The organism is Klebsiella sp. KP20-425-1 (assembly GCF_025813515.1).
Classification (GTDB): domain Bacteria; phylum Pseudomonadota; class Gammaproteobacteria; order Enterobacterales; family Enterobacteriaceae; genus Klebsiella; species Klebsiella pneumoniae.
In genome coordinates, this window is the sequence record NZ_CP109614.1 from 1,254,707 (window position 1) to 1,275,659 (window position 20,953).

Genomic DNA, 20,953 nt, shown 5'->3' on the forward strand with positions numbered 1-20,953 from the left:
CCTTTCCTGTTACAACGCCACAATTTCTGCGGGTATGCTGGATCTAACAGCATTTCCTGGTTTCGCGGATGTAGTGTAGAATGCGGCGTTTTCGGATTAAAAAACGTCAGGCACAGTACAGCGGCCTCATGATACTCGTAAGGCATAATTAACTCTAAATATGAAGAATATACGTAACTTTTCGATCATCGCTCACATCGACCACGGTAAGTCGACGCTGTCTGACCGTATCATCCAGATTTGCGGTGGCCTTTCTGATCGTGAAATGGAAGCCCAGGTTCTGGACTCCATGGATCTTGAGCGCGAACGCGGGATCACCATCAAGGCGCAGAGCGTCACCCTGGACTATAAGGCCAGCGACGGTGAGACCTACCAGCTGAACTTTATCGACACCCCGGGCCACGTGGACTTCTCTTATGAAGTTTCCCGTTCTCTTGCCGCGTGCGAAGGCGCGCTGCTGGTGGTAGACGCCGGGCAGGGGGTAGAAGCCCAGACCCTGGCCAACTGCTACACCGCCATGGAGATGGATCTCGAAGTGGTTCCGGTACTCAACAAGATCGACCTGCCTGCGGCCGACCCTGAGCGCGTAGCGGACGAGATTGAAGATATCGTCGGGATCGACGCCCACGACGCGGTGCGCTGCTCAGCGAAAACCGGCGTCGGCGTGACCGACGTGCTGGAGCGTCTGGTGCGCGATATCCCGCCGCCGGAAGGCGATCCGGACGCGCCGCTGCAGGCGCTGATTATCGACTCCTGGTTCGATAACTACCTCGGCGTGGTGTCGCTGGTGCGGATTAAAAACGGCACCATGCGCAAGGGCGACAAGATCAAGGTCATGAGCACCGGCCAGGTCTATAACGCTGATCGTCTGGGCATCTTCACCCCGAAACAGGTTGACCGTACCGAGCTGAAATGCGGCGAGGTAGGCTGGCTGGTCTGCGCGATCAAAGACATCCTCGGCGCGCCGGTGGGCGATACCCTGACCGCCGCCCGCAACCCGGCAGACAAAGCACTGCCTGGCTTTAAGAAGGTGAAACCGCAGGTGTATGCCGGCCTGTTCCCGGTGAGCTCCGATGATTATGAAGCTTTCCGCGACGCGCTGGGCAAACTGAGCCTTAACGATGCCTCTCTGTTCTACGAGCCGGAAAGCTCTACCGCGCTGGGCTTCGGCTTCCGCTGCGGCTTCCTCGGCCTGCTGCACATGGAGATCATTCAGGAGCGTCTGGAGCGTGAATACGATCTCGACCTGATCACCACCGCGCCGACGGTAGTCTACGAAGTAGAGACCACCTCCAAAGAAGTTATCTACGTCGACAGCCCGTCCAAGCTGCCGCCGCTGAATAATATTCAGGAGCTGCGCGAGCCGATCGCCGAGTGTCACATGCTGCTGCCGCAGGAGTTCCTCGGCAACGTGATTACCTTGTGTGTCGAGAAGCGTGGGGTGCAGACCAACATGGTTTACCACGGTAAACAGGTGGCGCTGACCTATGAAATTCCGATGGCGGAAGTGGTTCTCGACTTCTTTGACCGCCTGAAGTCCACCTCCCGCGGCTATGCGTCGCTGGACTACAACTTCAAACGCTTCCAGGCGTCGAACATGGTTCGCGTCGATGTGCTGATCAACGGTGAGCGCGTCGATGCGCTGGCGCTGATCACCCACAACGATAACGCGCCGTATCGCGGCCGCGAGCTGGTGGAAAAGATGAAAGATCTGATTCCGCGTCAGCAGTTCGATATCGCGATTCAGGCGGCCATCGGTAACCACATTATCGCGCGCTCTACGGTGAAACAGCTGCGTAAAAACGTCCTGGCGAAATGCTACGGCGGCGACGTCAGCCGTAAGAAAAAGCTGCTGCAGAAGCAGAAAGAAGGTAAGAAGCGTATGAAGCAGGTCGGTAACGTTGAGCTGCCGCAGGAAGCGTTCCTCGCCATTCTGCACGTTGGTAAAGACGGCAAATAACCCTAAGGAGTTGGCATGGCGAACATGTTTGCCCTGATCCTGGTGATTGCAACCCTGGTGACGGGCGTTTTATGGTGCCTGGACAAGTTCATTTTTGCACCGAAACGTCGTGAACGTCAGGCCGCTGCTCAGGCAGCGACCGGCGAGCAACTGGACAAGAAGACGCTGAAGAAAGTCGGCCCGAAACCGGGCTGGCTGGAAACCGGCGCATCGGTTTTCCCGGTGCTGGCGATCGTTCTGGTGGTACGTTCATTTATTTATGAGCCTTTCCAGATCCCTTCAGGTTCGATGATGCCAACGCTGCTCATCGGCGATTTTATTCTGGTGGAGAAATTTGCCTACGGCATTAAAGATCCTATCTACCAGAAAACGCTGATCGAGACCGGCCATCCGAAGCGCGGCGACATCGTGGTGTTTAAATATCCGGAAGACCCGCGTCTGGACTACATTAAGCGCGCGGTGGGGTTACCGGGTGATAAGGTCACCTACGATCCGGTTGCCAAACAGGTCACTATTCAGCCGGGCTGCAGTTCCGGACAGGCCTGCGGCAACGCGCTGCCGGTGACCTATTCCAACGTGGAGCCGAGCGATTTTGTTCAGACCTTCTCCCGCAGCAACGGCGGCGAAGCGAGCAGCGGTTTCTGGCAGTTGCCGAAGGGCGAAACCAAAGCCGACGGCATTCGTCTTACCGAGCGTCAGGAGACATTGGGCGACGTGACGCACCGAATTTTGATGGTGCCGATTGCCCAGGATCAGGTTGGGATGTACTACCATCAGTCCGGTCTGCCGCTGGCCACCTGGATTGTGCCGCCCGGTCAGTACTTCATGATGGGCGACAACCGGGATAACAGCGCCGACAGCCGGTACTGGGGCTTTGTGCCGGAAGCCAACCTGGTCGGAAAAGCAACCGCTATCTGGATGAGTTTTGAAAAGCAGGAAGGTGAATGGCCGACCGGCGTGCGGTTATCGCGCATTGGTGGAATTCATTAATTTCCTCTGCTGAATTCACGTCGCTGCTGTTATCGCAGCGGCGTGAATTATTTAGTATTTAAATCCATTCAAACTAACGACATCCCGTGTCGTTGCGTATAGAATATCCCCCCGAAGTTTTTGGTTGTCGCTCTGCCGGGTGACACTGCACACGAAAGCGTATTGGTCTGTTTCAAATTACTGTTTGAAGCGAATGCTCAGGTCGGTTTCGTGTGCTGCATCTTTGACGCATTCATTTATTGGTAACGCATGAACCCCATCGTAATTAATCGGCTTCAACGAAAGCTGGGCTACACTTTTCATCATCAGGAGCTGTTGCAACAGGCATTAACTCACCGCAGTGCCAGCAGCAAACATAATGAGCGCCTGGAATTTTTAGGTGACTCCATTTTAAGTTTCGTGATCGCGAATGCGCTGTATCATCGCTTTCCTCGTGTAGATGAAGGCGATATGAGCCGTATGCGCGCGACGCTGGTGCGCGGCAACACGCTGGCGGAGATCGCCCGCGAGTTTGAGCTGGGCGAGTGTCTGCGCCTCGGGCCGGGAGAGCTGAAAAGCGGCGGTTTCCGTCGCGAATCGATTCTCGCGGATACCGTTGAAGCGTTAATTGGCGGGGTTTTCCTCGACAGTGATATTCAGAACGTTGAACGCTTAATCCTCTCCTGGTACCAGACCCGTCTGGACGAAATCAGTCCGGGCGATAAGCAAAAGGATCCGAAGACGCGTCTGCAGGAGTATCTGCAGGGACGTCATCTGCCGCTGCCGTCTTACCTGGTGGTCCAGGTTCGCGGCGAAGCGCACGATCAGGAATTTACTATCCACTGCCAGGTCAGTGGCCTGAGTGAACCGGTGGTTGGCACAGGTTCCAGCCGTCGTAAGGCGGAGCAGGCTGCCGCCGAACAGGCGCTGAAAAAGCTGGAGCTGGAATGAGCGAAGAAAAAAGTTATTGTGGGTTTGTCGCCATCGTGGGTCGTCCAAACGTTGGCAAATCCACGCTGTTGAATAAGCTGCTTGGGCAGAAGATCTCGATCACCTCCCGTAAAGCGCAGACCACCCGTCACCGCATCGTCGGTATCCATACCGAAGGGCCGTATCAGGCGATTTACGTTGATACTCCGGGCCTGCATATGGAAGAGAAGCGTGCCATTAACCGCTTAATGAACAAAGCAGCCAGCAGTTCGATTGGCGACGTGGAACTGGTCATCTTCGTGGTGGAAGGCACTCGCTGGACGCAGGACGATGAGATGGTGCTCAACAAGCTGCGCGACGCGAAAGCGCCGGTGATCCTCGCGGTCAACAAGGTGGATAACGTGCAGGAAAAAGCGGATCTGTTACCGCACCTGCAGTTCCTCGCCAGCCAGATGAATTTCCTCGATATCGTACCGATCTCAGCGGAAACCGGCACCAACGTTGATACCATCGCGGCGATCGTGCGTAAGCATCTGCCGGAAGCGATCCATCACTTCCCGGAAGATTATATTACCGATCGCTCACAACGCTTTATGGCCTCCGAAATCATCCGTGAAAAACTGATGCGTTTCCTCGGCGCTGAGCTGCCGTACTCCGTCACCGTGGAAATCGAACGTTTCGTCAGCAACGAGCGCGGCGGTTACGATATCAACGGCCTGATCCTCGTCGAGCGCGAAGGGCAGAAAAAGATGGTGATTGGCAACAAAGGCGCCAAAATTAAAACCATCGGTATCGAAGCGCGTAAGGACATGCAGGAGATGTTTGAAGCGCCGGTGCACCTCGAGCTGTGGGTGAAAGTGAAATCCGGCTGGGCCGATGACGAGCGCGCCCTGCGCAGTCTCGGTTACGTTGACGACCTCTGAGTTAACGCAACGTGGATGGATGGCAGCGCGCCTTTGTCCTGCATAGCCGTCCGTGGAGCGAAACCAGCCTGATGCTGGACGTCTTCACGGAAGAATCCGGTCGTGTGCGCCTGGTTGCCAAGGGCGCACGCTCCAAACGCTCTAATCTCAAAGGCGCTTTACAGCCCTTTACCCCCTTGCTGGTTCGCTTCGGCGGTCGCGGCGAAGTCAAAACCCTGCGCAGCGCGGAAGCCGTTTCGCTGGCGCTGCCGCTCAGCGGCATCACCCTCTACAGCGGTCTCTACGTTAACGAGCTTATCTCCCGCGTGCTGGAGCACGAAACACGCTTCTCCGAACTCTTTTTCGACTACCTGCACTGCATTCAGGCGCTCGCCGGGGCCAGCGGCTCGCCGGAGCCCGCGCTGCGGCGTTTTGAGCTGGCGCTGCTCGGGCACCTGGGCTATGGCGTGGATTTTCTCCACTGCGCCGGGAGCGGCGAGCCGGTAGACGACACCATGACCTACCGCTATCGTGAAGAAAAAGGCTTTATTGCCAGCCTGGTGATTGATAACAACACGTTTACCGGGCACCATTTGAAAGCATTGGCGAGTCGCGAGTTTCCTGATGTTGATACGCTGCGCGCCGCGAAGCGCTTTACCCGTATCGCCCTGAAGCCCTATCTCGGCGGCAAACCGCTCAAGAGCCGGGAGTTGTTTCGCCAGTTTATGCCCGCGCGAAAGGCGCGAGCCGATAATACGAATAATGATTAACGAGGATTGTCATGGCTGAATTATTGTTAGGGGTCAATATTGACCATATCGCGACCTTGCGTAACGCCCGCGGCACCGCTTACCCGGATCCGGTTCAGGCGGCTTTCATTGCCGAACAGGCCGGCGCCGACGGCATTACCGTGCATCTGCGCGAAGACCGTCGCCATATTACCGATCGCGATGTGCGTATCCTGCGCCAGACGCTGCACACCCGCATGAATCTTGAAATGGCGGTCACCGAAGAGATGCTGACGATCGCCTGCGAAACCAAACCGCACTTCTGCTGCCTGGTGCCGGAGAAGCGTCAGGAAGTGACCACCGAAGGCGGGCTGGACGTCGCCGGCCAGCGCGACAAGATGCGCGATGCCTGTCAACGCCTGGCGGATGCCGGCATCCTGGTCTCCCTGTTTATCGATGCGGATGAAGCGCAGATCAAAGCGGCGGCAGACGTTGGCGCGCCCTATATCGAAATCCACACCGGCTGCTATGCCGATGCCAAAACCGACGCCGAGCAGGCCAGGGAGCTGGAACGTATTGCCAAAGCGGCCACCTACGCCGCCAGCCTCGGCCTGAAGGTGAATGCCGGCCACGGTCTGACCTACCACAACGTGAAAGCGATTGCTGCGCTGCCGGAAATGCATGAGCTGAATATCGGTCACGCGATTATTGGCCGTGCGGTGATGAGCGGCCTGAAAGAGGCGGTGGCGGAAATGAAGCGTCTGATGCTGGAAGCGCGCGGCTAATGGCCATTCTCGGGTTGGGTACCGACATCGTCGAGATCGCCCGCATCGAAGCAGTGATCGCCCGCAGCGGCGATCGCCTTGCCCGCCGGGTGCTGAGCGACCATGAATGGAGCATCTGGGAGCAGCACCAGCAGCCGGTGCGTTTCCTGGCGAAACGCTTTGCGGTCAAGGAAGCGGCGGCGAAAGCGCTGGGAACCGGGATCCGTAACGGGCTGGCGTTTAACCAGTTCGAGGTTTACAACGACGAGCTGGGCAAGCCGAAGCTGCGGCTATGGGGTGAAGCAAACCTTTTAGCTGAACGCATGGGAGTAAGCGCTATTCACGTTACTCTCGCTGATGAACGCCACTACGCCTGCGCCACGGTGATTGTCGAAAGCTAGCCAGGAGGGCGGTTAAATTTTATCCGCGTGGTGCATCAGCACGAATTTATCCCACAGCTGTTCTTCACTCTCGACGTGTGCCGGATCTTTCAGGATCGTATTCGGGATCGGGCACACTTTCTGGCAGGTTGGCGTGTCGTAATGACCCACGCACTCGGTGCAGCGGTCGTTGTTAATCTCATAAATGCTCTCACCCATCGAAATGGCCTCATTCGGGCACTCCGGCTCGCACATATCGCAGTTGATGCATTTTTTGGTAATTAACAGCGCCATCAGGAAAGTCTCAGAAACAACACAAACAGGGCGGGCATTATACGCCCATTTTCTGCTCAGACCAGCTTTTTCACCAGCGCTTCGCTATGGCGAATGCGCTCCGGCGCCCGCTCCAGATCCTGCTGCACCAGCCCCATAAACAGCAGATCGGTGAGCATCATTTGCGCGCTGGTGGAGGAGATGGCCGCGCTGCGCGTCGCCTGTTCTTCGGCGATAGTATACAGGCAGTGGGTCGCCTGCTGTTGCAGGGCGTTCGGGCTAAACCCGGTGATCGCCAGGATCTTACAGCCGACGCGCAGCGCTTCACCGGCCGCCATATTGATCTCCCGGCGCTCGCCGGAGTAAGAGATCGCCAGCAGAAGATCGTCGCTGGACATGGCCTGCACCGTCGCCAGCAGGGCATGCATATCCTGCTCAGAAACAGCGTTGATGCCGATCTTCATCAGCTTCCAGCTAAAGTTACGCGCCACCAGGCCGGAGGCGCCAATCCCGGTGACGATCACTCGCCGGGCGTTGCGCAGCAGCGTGACGGCTTCCCGTAGCGTCTCTTCAGTGTTGACGTCCAGCGAGGCATGCATGGCGGCGACATTGTCTTTAATGAGTTTCTCGCCGACCAGACGCAGCGGATCGTCACCGCGAATGTGGTTATGCACCGGGACGGAGTGCGGATCCGGGCTACTCGCCAGCGCTTCACTAAGGGCCAGCTTCAGCGCCGGAAAGCCTTTGAATCCCAGCTTCTGGGCAAATTTAACCACGCTGGACTGACTCACACCGGCTTCCGCCGCCAGCTGCTGCGAGCTGAGGTGCCGGGTCTCATCGGGCTGGCTCAGAATATAATCGGCCAACTTTTTGTCGCTCGCCGCCAGGGTGGGATAGCGCTGACGAATACGCGTTAAACAGTTCATTGGAGCTCCGCTGGAGCCGTCCGGCTCGTGACTGACAGAATTTTTATTCGATTATAAGGGGTATACCATGAATTAAAAATTCTTAAGCCACAATTTTTCCTTCGCCTGCTACTTTAATTCTTTCTTAACGGCAGGGGATGTTTTCCCTCGACATGGCGTCAGGCTGTTAAGCTTACCCTAACGAGAAGCGAGTTCTGAGATAAAGGAGGCAGTTTGCAGCACACTGAACGGAGAGTGGTGTTTTTCGATCTGGACGGAACCTTACACCAACAGGATATGTTCGGCAGTTTTCTGCGCTATCTGCTGCGCCATTTGCCGCTGAACCTGTTGCTGGTGGTGCCGATGGGGCCGGTGATCCTTGCCGGACTGGCAGTGAGCGGACGGGCGGCGCGCTGGCCGATGAGCCTCCTGCTGTGGGCGACAACCTTTGGCCGCCGCGAGGCGGTGCTGAAGCGGCTGGAAGCGGAGTTTGTCGGCTGGTTTCGCCATCATGTGACGGCGTTTCCGGTAGTTCATGCGCGGCTTACCGCCTACCTGACCAGCACCGATGCCGACGTCTGGTTGATCACCGGCTCGCCGCAGTCGCTGGTGGAGCAGGTCTATCGCGATACCCTCTGGTTGCCGCGGGTGAATCTGATAGCCAGCCGCACCGCGCGCCGCTGGGGCGGCTGGGTATTGACCCTGCGCTGCCTGGGGCATGAAAAGGTGGTACAGCTGGAGAAAAAGATTGGCGCCCCGCTGCGGCTGTATAGCGGCTATAGCGATAGTGAGCAGGATAATCCATTGCTCGGCTTTTGCCAGCATCGCTGGCGGGTAACCCCTCAGGGAGAGCTTCAGCAGCTGGAGTAATAGTGTGTAATTGATAGCGCCCATGTATAATGCGCCCCGCTTTTTCTGCTGGAGTGGCCGCTGTGTCTGACCTCGAACTCAATGATGAATACTGGATGCGTCATGCCCTGACGCTGGCGAAACGCGCCTGGGAAGAGGGCGAGGTGCCGGTGGGCGCGGTGCTGGTGCATAACAATCAGGTCATTGGCGAGGGCTGGAACCGGCCGATAGGCCGTCACGACCCCACCGCCCATGCGGAGATTATGGCCTTACGCCAGGGCGGACTGGTGCTGCAAAACTACCGCCTGATCGACGCCACGCTGTACGTGACCCTCGAGCCCTGCGTCATGTGCGCGGGCGCGATGGTGCACAGCCGTATCGCCCGCCTGGTGTTTGGCGCCAGGGATGCCAAGACCGGCGCCGCCGGCTCGCTGATGGATGTTCTGCACCACCCGGGAATGAACCATCGGGTTGAGATTAGCGAAGGCGTGCTGGCAGAGTCCTGCTCTGCCATGCTGAGCGACTTCTTTCGCTGGCGGCGGGAAGAGAAAAAAGCGCTGAAGAAAGCCCGGGAGCAGACCGGGGAAAGTTAATACAGGTGGCCGGGGAGTTTCATCCGGGCATTATCCATCTGCTTATCGGCGCGAAACTTGAAAAAGGGCAGGGTGATCTCCTGCGGCTGTTCGAGCTCATTGGGGAGCACGGCCGGGTAATCCTCCGCCAGGGCCAGCGTTTGCTGCTGCTGGCGCTCCTTCTCTGACAAATAGCCGACAAGGCTTATCTGATATTTGCGGATGTTTTCCACATAGGCGTAGGCCTCATGGCCGCGGGCATAGCCGTATTTTAGTTTGCTGTAATAGGGTTTCTGGCTCAGCAACGGTAAACGCAGCTTAACGTCCGCCCAGCTGTTAGGATTGCCTTTCTGTTTGCGGGTGAGCGCCATGGCGTCCAGCATATGGGCATAGCCCATATTATAAGCGGCCAGCGCAAACCAGATGCGTTCATCTTTCGGGATCGAATCCGGCACTTTATCCATCATATCCTGCAGGTAGCGCATGCCGCCGTCGATACTCTGCGCCGCATCGGTGCGGTCGGTTAGACCCAGGCTTTGCGCCGTATTGCGTGTGAGCATCATCATACCGCGCACGCCGGTGGGGGAGGTGGCCTGCGGATCCCAGTGGGATTCCTGCCAGGCGATGGCGGCCAGCAGGCGCCAGTCAATCTCGCGGGCGTATTTTTCAAACAGCGGCTGCACCTCCGGAAGAATATTTTCCACCGCGCGCAGGAAGGTGCGGGTATCGACATAATCGAAATCGTTGCCGTGGCCGAGGTACTTCTCCTCGAGGCGCGCCAGGGTGCCGTCTTCATTGATGTTGTTGAAGAAATCAAGCATTGCCGCCGACAGCGAATTATCGTCGTCCCGGGCGCTAAACCAGGTGACCGGCTGTTCGTCGGTGATATCGAGGGCCACCGCCAGCTCCGGATGGACGCGCTGAAACAGGCTGACGGCCACCGAGTCGGCGATGGTGTAATCAAGTTTACCGTCAATCACCGCCTGCATCAGCGCCGTGGTACCGCGTTTTTCGTCCACGCGCCAGGCAAGATCCGGGTATTTCTCGGCTTTTAAGGTCTGCAGGTCGTTGATCGCCACGTGGCCCGGAGCGATAGTGAGCTGCTCGGCGGTCAGCGCCGCGAGGGTGCGCGGCCGGGTATTGCCGACGCGGTAGACCAGCTGTTGCGAAACAGAATAGTAGGTGGGGCCGGCCTGATAGTTTTTCACTCGCTCCTGGTTATAGACCAGTCCGGCGGCCAGCATATCGGCCTGACCGTCGTCGAGGTCGTCAAACAGCTGGCTGATGTTTTGCCGGACGGTTATCTTAAGCGTTACGCCAAGGTAGTCGGCAAACTGCTTCGCCAGTTCATAATCCAGACCGAACGCTTTATTGTTCATGGTGGCGAAGGTCATTGGCGAGTTGATAGTGCTGATGCGCAGCTCGCCGCGAGCGATAATGCCCGCCACCCGGTTCTCGGGTTTACCAGACCAGGGGATCGACGGCCACAGGGCCGCCGCCAGCAAAAGGGTGACAATGCCGATCAGCAGATAATTAATCTTTAATTTTTTCAGAGAGTTAATCTTCTGCAGCTTCAGGTTCCTCAGCAGGCGATGTCCGGAAAAAACGCAAGGTTGTCGTCGAATGTGCGGCATTCTGCTTAATAATGCGCCAGTTGGCAACTTATTCGCGATGGTCGTCACATTTATTGATAAACAGCATCAATGATTTTATTTCTACGCAAACGGTTTCGTCGGGGCGCAGGATTCACTATAATGACGCCCGTTTCCCCCCCTGGCTCACCCTGAAAGCTTCGAAGACGAGAGACTTATGATGGAAATTTTGCGTGGTTCACCTGCACTGTCGGCATTCCGTATTAATAAACTGCTGGCACGATTTCAGGCGGCCAACCTTCCGGTAAGCGCCATATATGCCGAATATATTCATTTTGCCGATCTGAACGCCCCGCTGAGCGCTGACGATCGCGAGCGCCTGGCGCGACTGCTTCAGTATGGCCCGAGCTTAAGCAGCCATACCCCGACCGGTAAATTACTGCTCGTGACCCCTCGCCCTGGCACCATCTCTCCCTGGTCTTCTAAAGCTACCGATATCGCTCACAACTGCGGTCTGGCGCAGGTTGTGCGTCTTGAGCGCGGCGTGGCGTATTACGTTGAAGCCTCAACCCTGACCGAAGCGCAGTGGGCCGCGGTGGCGGCGGAGCTGCATGACCGCATGATGGAGAGCGTCTTCGACGAGCTGGAAGCGGGCGAGAAGCTGTTCGCTCACCATCAGCCGACGCCGGTCACCAGCGTCGACCTGCTGGGCGAAGGGCGTCAGGCGCTGATTGACGCCAACCTCCGTCTGGGTCTGGCGCTGGCCGACGACGAAATTGACTACCTGCAGGACGCGTTTACCCGCCTGGGACGCAACCCGAACGATATCGAGCTGTATATGTTCGCCCAGGCGAACTCAGAGCACTGTCGCCACAAGATTTTCAACGCCGACTGGATCATCGACGGCGAACAGCAGCCGAAGTCGCTGTTCAAAATGATCAAAAACACCTTTGAAAAAACGCCGGACTACGTGCTGTCGGCCTATAAAGATAATGCCGCGGTGATGGAAGGGTCTGAAGTCGGGCGCTATTTCGCCGACCATCAGACCGGGCGCTACGACTTCCATCAGGAGCCGGCGCACATTCTGATGAAGGTGGAAACCCATAACCACCCGACGGCCATCTCTCCATGGCCGGGCGCGGCAACCGGCTCCGGCGGCGAAATCCGCGATGAAGGCGCCACCGGCCGCGGCGCGAAGCCGAAAGCGGGCCTGGTGGGCTTCTCGGTTTCCAACCTGCGTATCCCGGGCTTCGAACAGCCGTGGGAAGAAGATTTCGGTAAACCGGATCGCATTGTCACCGCCCTGGACATCATGACCGAAGGCCCGCTGGGCGGCGCGGCGTTTAACAACGAATTTGGTCGTCCGGCGCTGAACGGCTACTTCCGCACCTATGAAGAGAAAGTCACCAGCCACAATGGCGAAGAGCTGCGTGGCTACCACAAACCGATCATGCTGGCCGGCGGTATCGGCAACATCCGCGGTGAGCACGTGCAGAAGGGCGAGATTACCGTCGGCGCGAAGCTGATCGTGCTGGGCGGCCCGGCGATGAACATCGGCCTCGGCGGCGGCGCAGCGTCTTCTATGGCCTCCGGCCAGTCCGATGCCGATCTCGATTTCGCCTCCGTACAGCGTGACAACCCGGAAATGGAGCGCCGCTGTCAGGAAGTGATCGACCGCTGCTGGCAGTTGGGCGACGCCAACCCGATCCTCTTTATCCACGACGTTGGCGCCGGCGGTCTCTCCAACGCCATGCCGGAGCTGGTGAGCGACGGCGGCCGCGGCGGTAAATTCCAGCTGCGCGATATTCTCAGCGATGAGCCAGGGATGAGTCCGCTGGAGATCTGGTGTAACGAATCGCAGGAACGTTATGTTCTGGCGGTCGCCCCGGAGCAGCTGCCGCTGTTCGACGAACTGTGCCGCCGCGAGCGCGCGCCTTATGCCGTTATCGGCGAAGCTACCGCTGAGCAGCATCTGAGCCTGAGCGACAGCCACTTTAACGATCAGCCGATCGACCTGCCGCTGGACGTCCTGCTCGGCAAAACGCCGAAAATGACCCGCGACGTGCAGACTCTGAAAGCTCAGGGTAGTGCACTGGATCGCCAACCGATTACCCTTGCCGATGCGGTTAACCGCGTTCTGCATCTGCCGACGGTGGCCGAGAAAACCTTCCTCGTCACCATCGGCGACCGCACCGTGACCGGTATGGTCGCCCGCGACCAGATGGTTGGCCCGTGGCAGATCCCGGTGGCCAACTGCGCGGTGACCACCGCCAGCCTCGACAGCTACTATGGCGAAGCGATGGCGATGGGCGAGCGCGCCCCGGTCGCCCTGCTGGACTTCGCGGCCTCTGGCCGTCTGGCGGTCGGTGAAGCGCTGACCAACATCGCCGCCACGCAGATTGGCGAGCTGAACCGCGTGAAGCTGTCGGCTAACTGGATGGCCGCCGCCGGCCACCCGGGTGAAGACGCTGGCCTGTATGAGGCGGTGAAAGCGGTAGGCGAAGAGCTGTGCCCGGCGCTGGGCCTGACCATTCCGGTCGGTAAAGACTCTATGTCGATGAAAACCCGCTGGCAGGAAGGCAGCGAGCAGCGCGAGATGACCTCTCCGCTGTCGCTGGTCATCTCTGCCTTCGCCCGTGTCGAAGATGTCCGTCATACCGTCACGCCGCAGCTTTCGACGGAAGATAACGCCCTGCTGCTGATCGACCTCGGTAAAGGGCACAACGCGCTGGGCGCGACGGCGCTGGCGCAGGTCTATCGCCAGCTCGGCGACAAGCCGGCTGACGTGCGCGATGTCGCGCAACTGAAAGGCTTCTGGAATGCGATGCAGGCCCTGGTGGCGCAGCGTAAACTGCTGGCCTACCACGACCGCTCCGACGGCGGTCTGCTGGTCACGCTGGCGGAAATGGCCTTTACCGGCCACTGCGGCATGGAAGCGGATATCGCCGCGCTGGGCGACGACCATCTGGCCGCGCTGTTCAACGAAGAGCTGGGGGCGGTGATTCAGGTCCGCGCCGCAGACCGTGAGGCGGTGGAAGCCATTCTGGCGGTTAACGGCCTGGCGGACTGCGTGCATTACCTCGGTAAAGCGGTTGAGGGCGATCGCTTCGTGCTGACCGCCGGCGGTCAGACGGTGTTCAGCGAAAGCCGCACCACGCTGCGCATGTGGTGGGCGGAAACCACCTGGCAGATGCAGCGTCTGCGCGACAACCCGGCCTGCGCCGATCAGGAGCATGAGGCGAAAGCCAATGATGCCGACCCGGGCCTCAATGTGAAGCTCTCGTTTGATATTAACGACGACGTCGCCGCCCCGTACATTGCCACCGGCGCGCGGCCGAAAGTGGCCGTCCTGCGCGAGCAGGGGGTGAACTCCCACGTTGAAATGGCGGCCGCCTTCCATCGTGCCGGCTTTGACGCCATCGACGTGCATATGAGCGACCTGCTGGCCGGCCGGACCGGTCTGGGCGATTTCCATGCCCTGGTAGCCTGCGGCGGCTTCTCCTACGGCGACGTGTTGGGCGCGGGCGAGGGCTGGGCGAAGTCGATTCTGTTCAACGAGCGCGTGCGCGATGAGTTCGCGACCTTCTTCCATCGTCCGCAGACGCTGGCGCTCGGCGTGTGCAACGGCTGTCAGATGATGTCCAACCTGCGCGAGCTGATCCCGGGCAGCGACCTGTGGCCGCGCTTTGTGCGCAACCAGTCTGACCGCTTTGAAGCGCGCTTTAGCCTGGTGGAAGTGACGCAAAGCCCATCCCTGCTGCTGGAAGGCATGGTTGGCTCACGGATGCCGATTGCGGTCTCCCACGGCGAAGGTCAGGTGGAAGTGCGCGACAGCGCGCATCTGGCTCAGCTTGAGAGCAAAGGTCTGGTGGCGCTGCGCTTCGTGGATAACTTCGGCAAAGTGACCGAAACCTATCCGGCGAACCCGAACGGTTCCCCGAACGGTATCACCGCGGTGACCAGCGAAAGCGGGCGCGCGACCATCATGATGCCGCACCCGGAACGCGTCTTCCGCACCGTAAGCAACTCCTGGCACCCGGAGAACTGGGGCGAGGATAGCCCGTGGATGCGTATCTTCCGTAACGCGCGTAAACAGCTGGGTTAATCTTCCCGCCGCGCTTCACGCGAACGTATCAGCCCCCTGCCTGACAGGGGGCTTTTTTTTATCTGTGATGGTCGGCACGCCAGGGTGTCGGGAATTGCCGACAACTGCGATATTGCAGTGTCGTCAATAGGCGACACTTAAGTTATTGATTTAAATGATGAGTAATCGGTAGCCTATTTGGTGTCGCTAAATAGCGACAACGCGGGTGAAAAATAAACAGAGGTAGTTCGACTGTTCTTGCGGTTAATGTCATATATATCAGTATGTTAATAAAATGTTTTGAGAGCTGGCATAGTTCATGCATAATATTAACCAGTGGCTCATTCACCTTCTTATGTCAGCCCCTTCGGGACGCGCTACATAAACTTCGAATGACGCACAAACAGGTGCCTGCCGTCCAACTCCTGATAACAGCCTGGCTTTATCAGACATCGGGCGAAACGTCGAGTAAGGCACCGCCTCATTCCTGAACAAAGCCAGGCCTTGCGCCTGGCTTTGTTGTTTCTGCGGCGCAGCACTCAGCGGTAGCGCTTTTCTCCGGCGCGCTCCTCAGTTAGCATCGACCAGAGCTAATGATTGAGACAACATCCTTGAAGCGACTCTCTCTTTTCCCCCGTTCGCTGCGTCAGCTGGTGACGCTCTCTTTTGTGCTGATCCTGCTGCCATTGCTGGTGCTGGCCTGGCAGGCTTGGCAGAGCCTGAACGCCCTTAGCGCCCAGGCGGCGCATATTAACCGTACCACCCTGGTCGACGCCCGACGCAGCGAGGCGATGATCAATGCCGCACTGGAGATGGAGCGCAGCTATCGCCAGTACTGCGTGCTGGACGATCCGACGCTGGCGCGCGTCTATCAAAACCAGCGGCAGCGCTACAGCCAGATGCTGGACGCCCACGCCGGCGTGCTGCCGGACGAGAAGCTCTGGCAGGCGCTGCGTCAGGATGTCAGCGATCTGGCGCAGCTGCAGTGTAAAAATAGCGGCCCCGATGCCCAGGCAGCCGCCAGACTGGAAGTTTTCGCCAGTAATAACAGCGATATGGTGCAGGCGACCCGGGCGGTCGTCTATTCTCGTGGCCAACAGCTGCAGCAGGAGATAGCCGAACGCGGCCAGTTTTTTGGCTGGCAGGCGCTGGTGCTGTTTCTGCTGAGCCTGGCGCTGGTGCTACTCTTCACCCGCATGATTATCGGCCCGGTGAAAGGCATCGAAAGAATGATCAATCAGCTGGGGGCAGGGAAGTCGCTGGACGACGCCGCATTGTTTACCGGCCCGCGCGAGCTGCGATCGGTGGGCAAGCGCATCATCTGGCTCAGCGAGCGCCTGGCGTGGCTGGAGTCGCAGCGGCATCAATTTCTTCGCCATCTGTCGCATGAGCTGAAAACCCCGTTGGCCAGTATGCGTGAAGGTACCGAGCTGTTGGCCGACCGGGTCGCGGGGCCCCTGACCCCTGAGCAGCAGGAGATTGTCGAGATCCTCGACAGCAGTAGCCGTAACCTGCAAAAGCTGATTGAACAGCTGCTGGACTATAACCGAAAACAGGCCGACGGCCCGGTGGCTCGCGAAGCGGTGGACCTGGTGGACCTGGTGGAAAACGTCGTGGCGGCGCACAGCCTGCCCGCGCGGGCTAAACTGATGCATACCGAACTGACGCTGCAGGCGCGGCGTTGCCTGGCAGAGCCTGCGCTATTGATAAGCGTAATGGATAATCTCTACTCCAATGCGGTGCACTATGGCGCTGAATCCGGTAACATCCGTATCCATAGCTACCGGCACGGAGAGCAGGTGCGTATTGATGTCGCCAACAGCGGCGAACCGATCCCGGCCGCGGAAAAAAACATGATATTCGAGCCTTTTTACCAGGGGAGTCACCAGCGTAAAGGGGCCGTTAAGGGCAGTGGACTGGGGTTGAGTATCGCCCGCGACTGCGTCCGGCAGATGCAAGGGGAGCTCAGCTTAGTTGATGCGCCCGCCGGGCAGGTCTGTTTTCGCATTACGCTTCCCTCAGCGCCGGAATAATCCAACTTATGAATCGATATCGGGGAACTATGTCCCAATTCCTGGCCTGGCGCCGTTCCCTCAGCGGATGGCTGCTTTCAGGCATTGCTTGTCTGACGCTGGCGGGGTGTTCCGCCGGCTTTTCACCGCATACCGCGGAAGGTACCGCCGCGCCCGGGCAGGCGCAGCATCAGGTGGCCGATTTTGTCGCGGTAGACTGCGCGGATATCTGGGCGCACAGCAGCGATGCCAGCGACAAAAATCCCCTCTACTGGCTGCGGGGCATTGACTGTGCCGATCGCCTCGCGCCGGCGCAGGCGCGGGCGGAGGCGAAACGCCATACCGACGACAGCTGGCAGGACGCGTTTCGTCGCGGCATCCTGCTTGCTGATGCTAAAATTACCCCTGAGGAGCGCCGCGACCTGGTGGCGCGTCTCGATACCTTCAGCCCGCAAATCGCCGTTCAGGTCCGCCCGCTGTATCAGCTCTGGCGCGACGGCCAGACCCGTCAGCTGCAGCTGGTGGAAGAGCGTGCCCGTTACGCTAAGCTTCAGCAGTCCAGCGATAGCGAACTGGAGACACTGCGTCAGCAGGAGCTGGCGCTGCGCGAGCAGCTGGAGCTGACCACCCGCAAGCTGGAGAACCTGACGGATATCGAACGCCAGCTCTCCAGCCGCAAGCCGGGCGGTAATTTTGGCAGCGAAAAAGTGCCGGAGGTGATCCATGACGATCCGTAAACCGGCGCGTTTACTGCTGGTGGATGACGATCCGGGACTGTTGAAGCTACTGGGCATGCGCCTGGTCAGCGAAGGCTACAGCGTGGTCACCGCCGAGAGCGGGCCGGAAGCGCTGCGCGTGCTGGGGCGTGAGAAAGTTGATCTGGTGATTAGCGATCTGCGGATGGATGAAATGGACGGCCTGCAGCTGTTTAGCGAGATCCAGAAGGGCCACCCCGGCATGCCGGTGATCATTCTCACCGCTCACGGTTCGATTCCCGACGCCGTGGCGGCTACCCAGCAGGGGGTGTTCAGCTTCCTGACCAAGCCGGTCGATAAAGATGCCTTATATAAAGCCATTGATGAGGCGCTGGAGCAGCGCTCGCCGGCCACCGACGAAGCCTGGCGCCAGGCGATTGTAACCCGCAGCCCGCTGATGCTGCGCCTGCTTGAGCAGGCCGGGATGGTGGCGCAATCGGATGTCAGCGTACTGATTAATGGCCAGAGCGGGACCGGGAAGGAGATCGTCGCCCAGGCGATCCACAACGCCAGCCCGCGTCATGATAAGCCGTTCGTGGCGATCAACTGCGGCGCGCTGCCGGAACAGCTGCTCGAATCCGAACTGTTTGGCCATGCGCGGGGCGCTTTTACCGGCGCGGTCAGTAACCGTGAAGGATTATTCCAGGCCGCTGAGGGTGGTACGCTGTTTCTCGACGAGATCGGTGATATGCCGGTTGCGTTGCAGGTGAAGCTGCTGCGCGTCCTGCAGGAGCGCAAGGTGCGCCCGCTGGGCAGCAACCGCGATATCGAAATCAACGTGCGGATTATCTCCGCCACCCACCGCGACCTGCCGAAGGCGATGGCCCGCGGCGAGTTTCGTGAAGACCTGTTCTACCGCCTCAACGTAGTGAACCTGAAAATACCGCCGCTCTCCGAACGTACGGAAGACATCCCGCTGTTGGCCAACCATCTGCTGCGTCAGTCTGCCGATCGCCATAAGCCGTTCGTGCGGGCGTTTTCCAGCGATGCGATGAAGCGGCTGATGGCCGCCAAGTGGCCGGGCAACGTGCGCCAGCTGGTGAACGTGATCGAGCAGTGCGTGGCCCTGACTTCGTCGCCAGTGATCGGCGACGCGCTGGTTGAGCAAGCGCTGGAGGGCGAGAACACGGCGCTGCCGACCTTCGTGGAGGCGCGCAATCAGTTTGAGCTGAACTACCTGCGCAAGCTGCTGCAAATTACCAAGGGCAACGTCACTCACGCCGCGCGGATGGCAGGGCGCAACCGCACCGAATTCTATAAGCTGCTGTCGCGCCATGAGCTCGACGCCAACGACTTTAAAGAGTAGCTCCGCACTATAGCGCAAGTTATGATACGGTAAGCAACCGGTTACGCGATTAAGACAGGAACCCCATGAAAAAGATTGATGCGATTATTAAACCTTTCAAACTGGATGACGTGCGTGAAGCGCTGGCCGAAGTCGGCATCACCGGGATGACGGTAACGGAAGTGAAAGGCTTTGGCCGCCAGAAAGGGCACACCGAACTGTACCGTGGTGCCGAGTATATGGTCGATTTTCTGCCGAAAGTAAAAATTGAAATTGTGGTGACCGACGATATCGTCGATACCTGTGTGGATACCATCATCCGTACCGCACAGACCGGTAAAATCGGCGACGGTAAAATCTTTGTCTTCGACGTGGCGCGGGTCATTCGTATTCGTACCGGCGAAGAAGACGACGCGGCGATTTAACGCTCGCCGCTCGCTGCAGTATTGCCGGGTGGCGCTGCGCTTACCCGGCCTACAGATCCCCGCGTCGTCGGGGCTTACAGCACCTTATGCGGGCCGAAGCATTCGTAATGAATGTTTTCTTTGTTGACCCCTAATTCGACCAGCTGCTTCGCTGCAAACTGCATAAACGCTACCGGGCCGCAGAGATAATACTGCATCTGCGGGTCGCGAATATTGTCCGCCACTGCTGCTAAATCCATCAAACCTTCGCTATCAAAACGTCCAGCCTGACGGTCGGCCTCAGTCGGGGTGCGATACCAGACGTGAGAGGTAAACGCCGGCAGCGCCGCGCCGAGCGCCTTCACTTCATCGGCAAAGGCGTGAACGTCGCCATTTTCCGCCGCATGGAACCAGTTCACCTGACCCTGATGACCGCTCTTCGCCAGCGCATCCAGCATCGCCAGCATCGGCGTTTGCCCGACGCCGCCAGAGAGCAGGGTGACCGGCGTCTGTGGCTTAACGTTAAGGAAGAAATCTCCCGCCGGGGCGGCCAGATAGACCACATCGCCTTCGCTGGCATGGTTATGCAGCCAGCTGGAAACCTGACCGCCTTCCTCGCGTTTAACCGCAATGCGGTAGCCTTTGCCGTCCGCTTTGCGGGTCAGGGAATACTGGCGGATTTCCTGATATTCGAAGCCTTCCGGTTTCAGCCAGATGGCCAGGTACTGGCCAGGCTGGTAATCGGCGACCGGCTGGCCATCAACCGGTTCGAGCTCAAAGCTGGTGATAAGCTGGCTGCGCGGGGTTTTCTTCACGATGCGAAACGCGCGGGTCCCTTCCCAGCCGCCGGTTTTACTGGCGTTTTGCTGATAGATCTCGGCTTCACGGCCGATAAAGACGTTCGCCAGCACGCCGTAGGCTTTACCCCAGGCATCGAGCACTTCCTGGCCCGGACTGAACATTTCATCGAGGGTCGCCAGCAGATGGCTGCCAACAATATTGTACTGCTCCGGTTTGATCTGGAAGCTGGTGTGCTTCTGGGCGATCTTTTCCACCGCCGGCAGCAGGGCAGGCAGGTTATCGATATTGCTGGCGTAGGCGGCAATAGCGTTGAATAACGCTTCACGCTGATCGCCGTTGCGCTGGTTGCTCATGTTGAAGATCTCTTTGAGCTCCGGATTATGCGCGAACATACGATCGTAGAAATGGGCGGTTAATTTCGGGCCGGTCTCTACCAGCAGGGGAATGGTGGCTTTTACCGTGGCGATGGTTTGAGCGTCAAGCATAGCGTGCTTCCTTATGTGTTATCTTAATGATGCATTTTAAATGCATCTTAAAGAAATAACCCTGCGTTGTAAATGGTTCTTTAACACATTCCCCCGATCCAGTTACAACATGAAGAATTTGCATCACAAACCTGAAAAGAAATCCGTTGATACTGAGAGAGGCGTTATTGCTCAAAGCCTTGTGTCATGCGGAGCCAATCGTTTGCGTAAAATCCTTTGTCAAGACCTGTTATCACAGAATGATTCGGTTATACTGTGGGCCGTTGTCCAATCGGACCGCCTTTTTAGGCCGAAATTTTATTG

Annotated in this window: 18 protein-coding genes; 14 read left to right on the plus strand and 4 right to left on the minus strand. The window is 58.4% G+C overall.

Annotation, left to right across the window (positions count from 1 at the left end):
* The first annotated feature begins 160 nt into the window (after positions 1-160).
* From lepA to acpS, 7 genes are all read left to right on the plus strand, one after another.
* Entirely contained in the window at positions 161-1,960 is a 1,800-nt protein-coding gene (gene lepA, locus OHJ17_RS06250; protein WP_002914069.1) for a translation elongation factor 4, read from the plus strand.
* Positions 1,961-1,975: 15 nt separating this feature from the next.
* Complete coding sequence (lepB, locus tag OHJ17_RS06255; RefSeq protein WP_002914067.1) at positions 1,976-2,950, plus strand: signal peptidase I; 975 nt, start codon at positions 1,976-1,978, stop codon at positions 2,948-2,950.
* A gap of 249 nt (positions 2,951-3,199) precedes the next feature.
* Positions 3,200-3,880: a ribonuclease III gene (gene rnc / locus OHJ17_RS06260; protein ID WP_002914065.1), complete on the plus strand. Its 681-nt coding sequence runs from the start codon at positions 3,200-3,202 to the stop codon at positions 3,878-3,880.
* Entirely contained in the window at positions 3,877-4,782 is a 906-nt protein-coding gene (gene era / locus OHJ17_RS06265; protein ID WP_002914063.1) for a GTPase Era, read from the plus strand. The genes rnc and era overlap by 4 nt, the downstream gene beginning before the upstream one ends.
* A gap of 11 nt (positions 4,783-4,793) precedes the next feature.
* Positions 4,794-5,531 carry a DNA repair protein RecO gene (gene recO / locus OHJ17_RS06270; RefSeq protein WP_002914062.1) on the plus strand — a complete coding sequence of 246 codons (738 nt, stop codon included), beginning with the start codon at positions 4,794-4,796 and terminating at the stop codon, positions 5,529-5,531.
* Positions 5,532-5,542: 11 nt separating this feature from the next.
* Positions 5,543-6,274 carry a pyridoxine 5'-phosphate synthase gene (gene pdxJ / locus OHJ17_RS06275; protein ID WP_004180923.1) on the plus strand — a complete coding sequence of 244 codons (732 nt, stop codon included), beginning with the start codon at positions 5,543-5,545 and terminating at the stop codon, positions 6,272-6,274.
* The gene (gene acpS, locus OHJ17_RS06280) at positions 6,274-6,654 is read left to right on the plus strand and encodes a holo-ACP synthase (RefSeq protein ID WP_004144351.1); all 381 of its coding nucleotides are present in this window, start codon (positions 6,274-6,276) and stop codon (positions 6,652-6,654) included. Before pdxJ ends, acpS begins: the two co-directional genes overlap by 1 nt.
* A 12-nt stretch (positions 6,655-6,666) precedes the next feature.
* Here the strand turns inward: acpS and OHJ17_RS06285 are convergent, their stop codons facing one another.
* Together OHJ17_RS06285 and OHJ17_RS06290 are read right to left on the minus strand one after the other, a co-directional pair.
* Positions 6,667-6,927 (minus strand): YfhL family 4Fe-4S dicluster ferredoxin, encoded by a 261-nt coding sequence (locus OHJ17_RS06285; RefSeq protein WP_032412166.1) that lies wholly within the window; start codon positions 6,925-6,927, stop codon positions 6,667-6,669.
* A gap of 56 nt (positions 6,928-6,983) precedes the next feature.
* Positions 6,984-7,832, minus strand: a complete 849-nt coding sequence (locus tag OHJ17_RS06290) for a MurR/RpiR family transcriptional regulator (protein ID WP_004144349.1) — start codon at positions 7,830-7,832, stop codon at positions 6,984-6,986.
* Positions 7,833-8,069: 237 nt separating this feature from the next.
* On the opposite strand from OHJ17_RS06290, the gene yfhb reads away from it, so the two are divergent.
* Both yfhb and tadA read left to right on the plus strand, forming a co-directional pair.
* Positions 8,070-8,681, plus strand: a complete 612-nt coding sequence (yfhb, locus tag OHJ17_RS06295) for a phosphatidylglycerophosphatase C (protein WP_004144348.1) — start codon at positions 8,070-8,072, stop codon at positions 8,679-8,681.
* A gap of 62 nt (positions 8,682-8,743) precedes the next feature.
* Positions 8,744-9,253, plus strand: a complete 510-nt coding sequence (tadA, locus tag OHJ17_RS06300) for a tRNA adenosine(34) deaminase TadA (protein ID WP_004180920.1) — start codon at positions 8,744-8,746, stop codon at positions 9,251-9,253.
* Here tadA and mltF read toward each other — a convergent pair.
* Complete coding sequence (gene mltF, locus OHJ17_RS06305; protein ID WP_032433438.1) at positions 9,250-10,866, minus strand: membrane-bound lytic murein transglycosylase MltF; 1,617 nt, start codon at positions 10,864-10,866, stop codon at positions 9,250-9,252. The genes tadA and mltF overlap by 4 nt on opposite strands.
* A 175-nt stretch (positions 10,867-11,041) precedes the next feature.
* On the opposite strand from mltF, the gene purL reads away from it, so the two are divergent.
* The 5 genes from purL (at position 11,042) to glnB (ending at position 19,385) form a co-directional block, all read left to right on the plus strand.
* Positions 11,042-14,929: a phosphoribosylformylglycinamidine synthase gene (purL, locus tag OHJ17_RS06310; protein WP_032433436.1), complete on the plus strand. Its 3,888-nt coding sequence runs from the start codon at positions 11,042-11,044 to the stop codon at positions 14,927-14,929.
* Between the two features lie 590 nt (positions 14,930-15,519).
* Complete coding sequence (locus OHJ17_RS06315) at positions 15,520-16,941, plus strand: sensor histidine kinase (protein WP_002914044.1); 1,422 nt, start codon at positions 15,520-15,522, stop codon at positions 16,939-16,941.
* A gap of 29 nt (positions 16,942-16,970) precedes the next feature.
* On the plus strand, positions 16,971-17,657 hold the full coding sequence (gene qseG, locus OHJ17_RS06320) for a two-component system QseEF-associated lipoprotein QseG (RefSeq protein WP_002914033.1): 687 nt from the start codon (positions 16,971-16,973) through the stop codon (positions 17,655-17,657).
* Positions 17,644-18,981, plus strand: a complete 1,338-nt coding sequence (glrR, locus tag OHJ17_RS06325) for a two-component system response regulator GlrR (RefSeq protein ID WP_004149357.1) — start codon at positions 17,644-17,646, stop codon at positions 18,979-18,981. Before qseG ends, glrR begins: the two co-directional genes overlap by 14 nt.
* A 65-nt stretch (positions 18,982-19,046) precedes the next feature.
* Complete coding sequence (gene glnB, locus OHJ17_RS06330) at positions 19,047-19,385, plus strand: nitrogen regulatory protein P-II (RefSeq protein WP_002914032.1); 339 nt, start codon at positions 19,047-19,049, stop codon at positions 19,383-19,385.
* A gap of 74 nt (positions 19,386-19,459) precedes the next feature.
* Here glnB and hmpA read toward each other — a convergent pair whose 3' ends face one another.
* Positions 19,460-20,650 carry an NO-inducible flavohemoprotein gene (gene hmpA, locus OHJ17_RS06335; RefSeq protein ID WP_023313485.1) on the minus strand — a complete coding sequence of 397 codons (1,191 nt, stop codon included), beginning with the start codon at positions 20,648-20,650 and terminating at the stop codon, positions 19,460-19,462.
* Positions 20,651-20,953 lie beyond the last annotated feature (303 nt).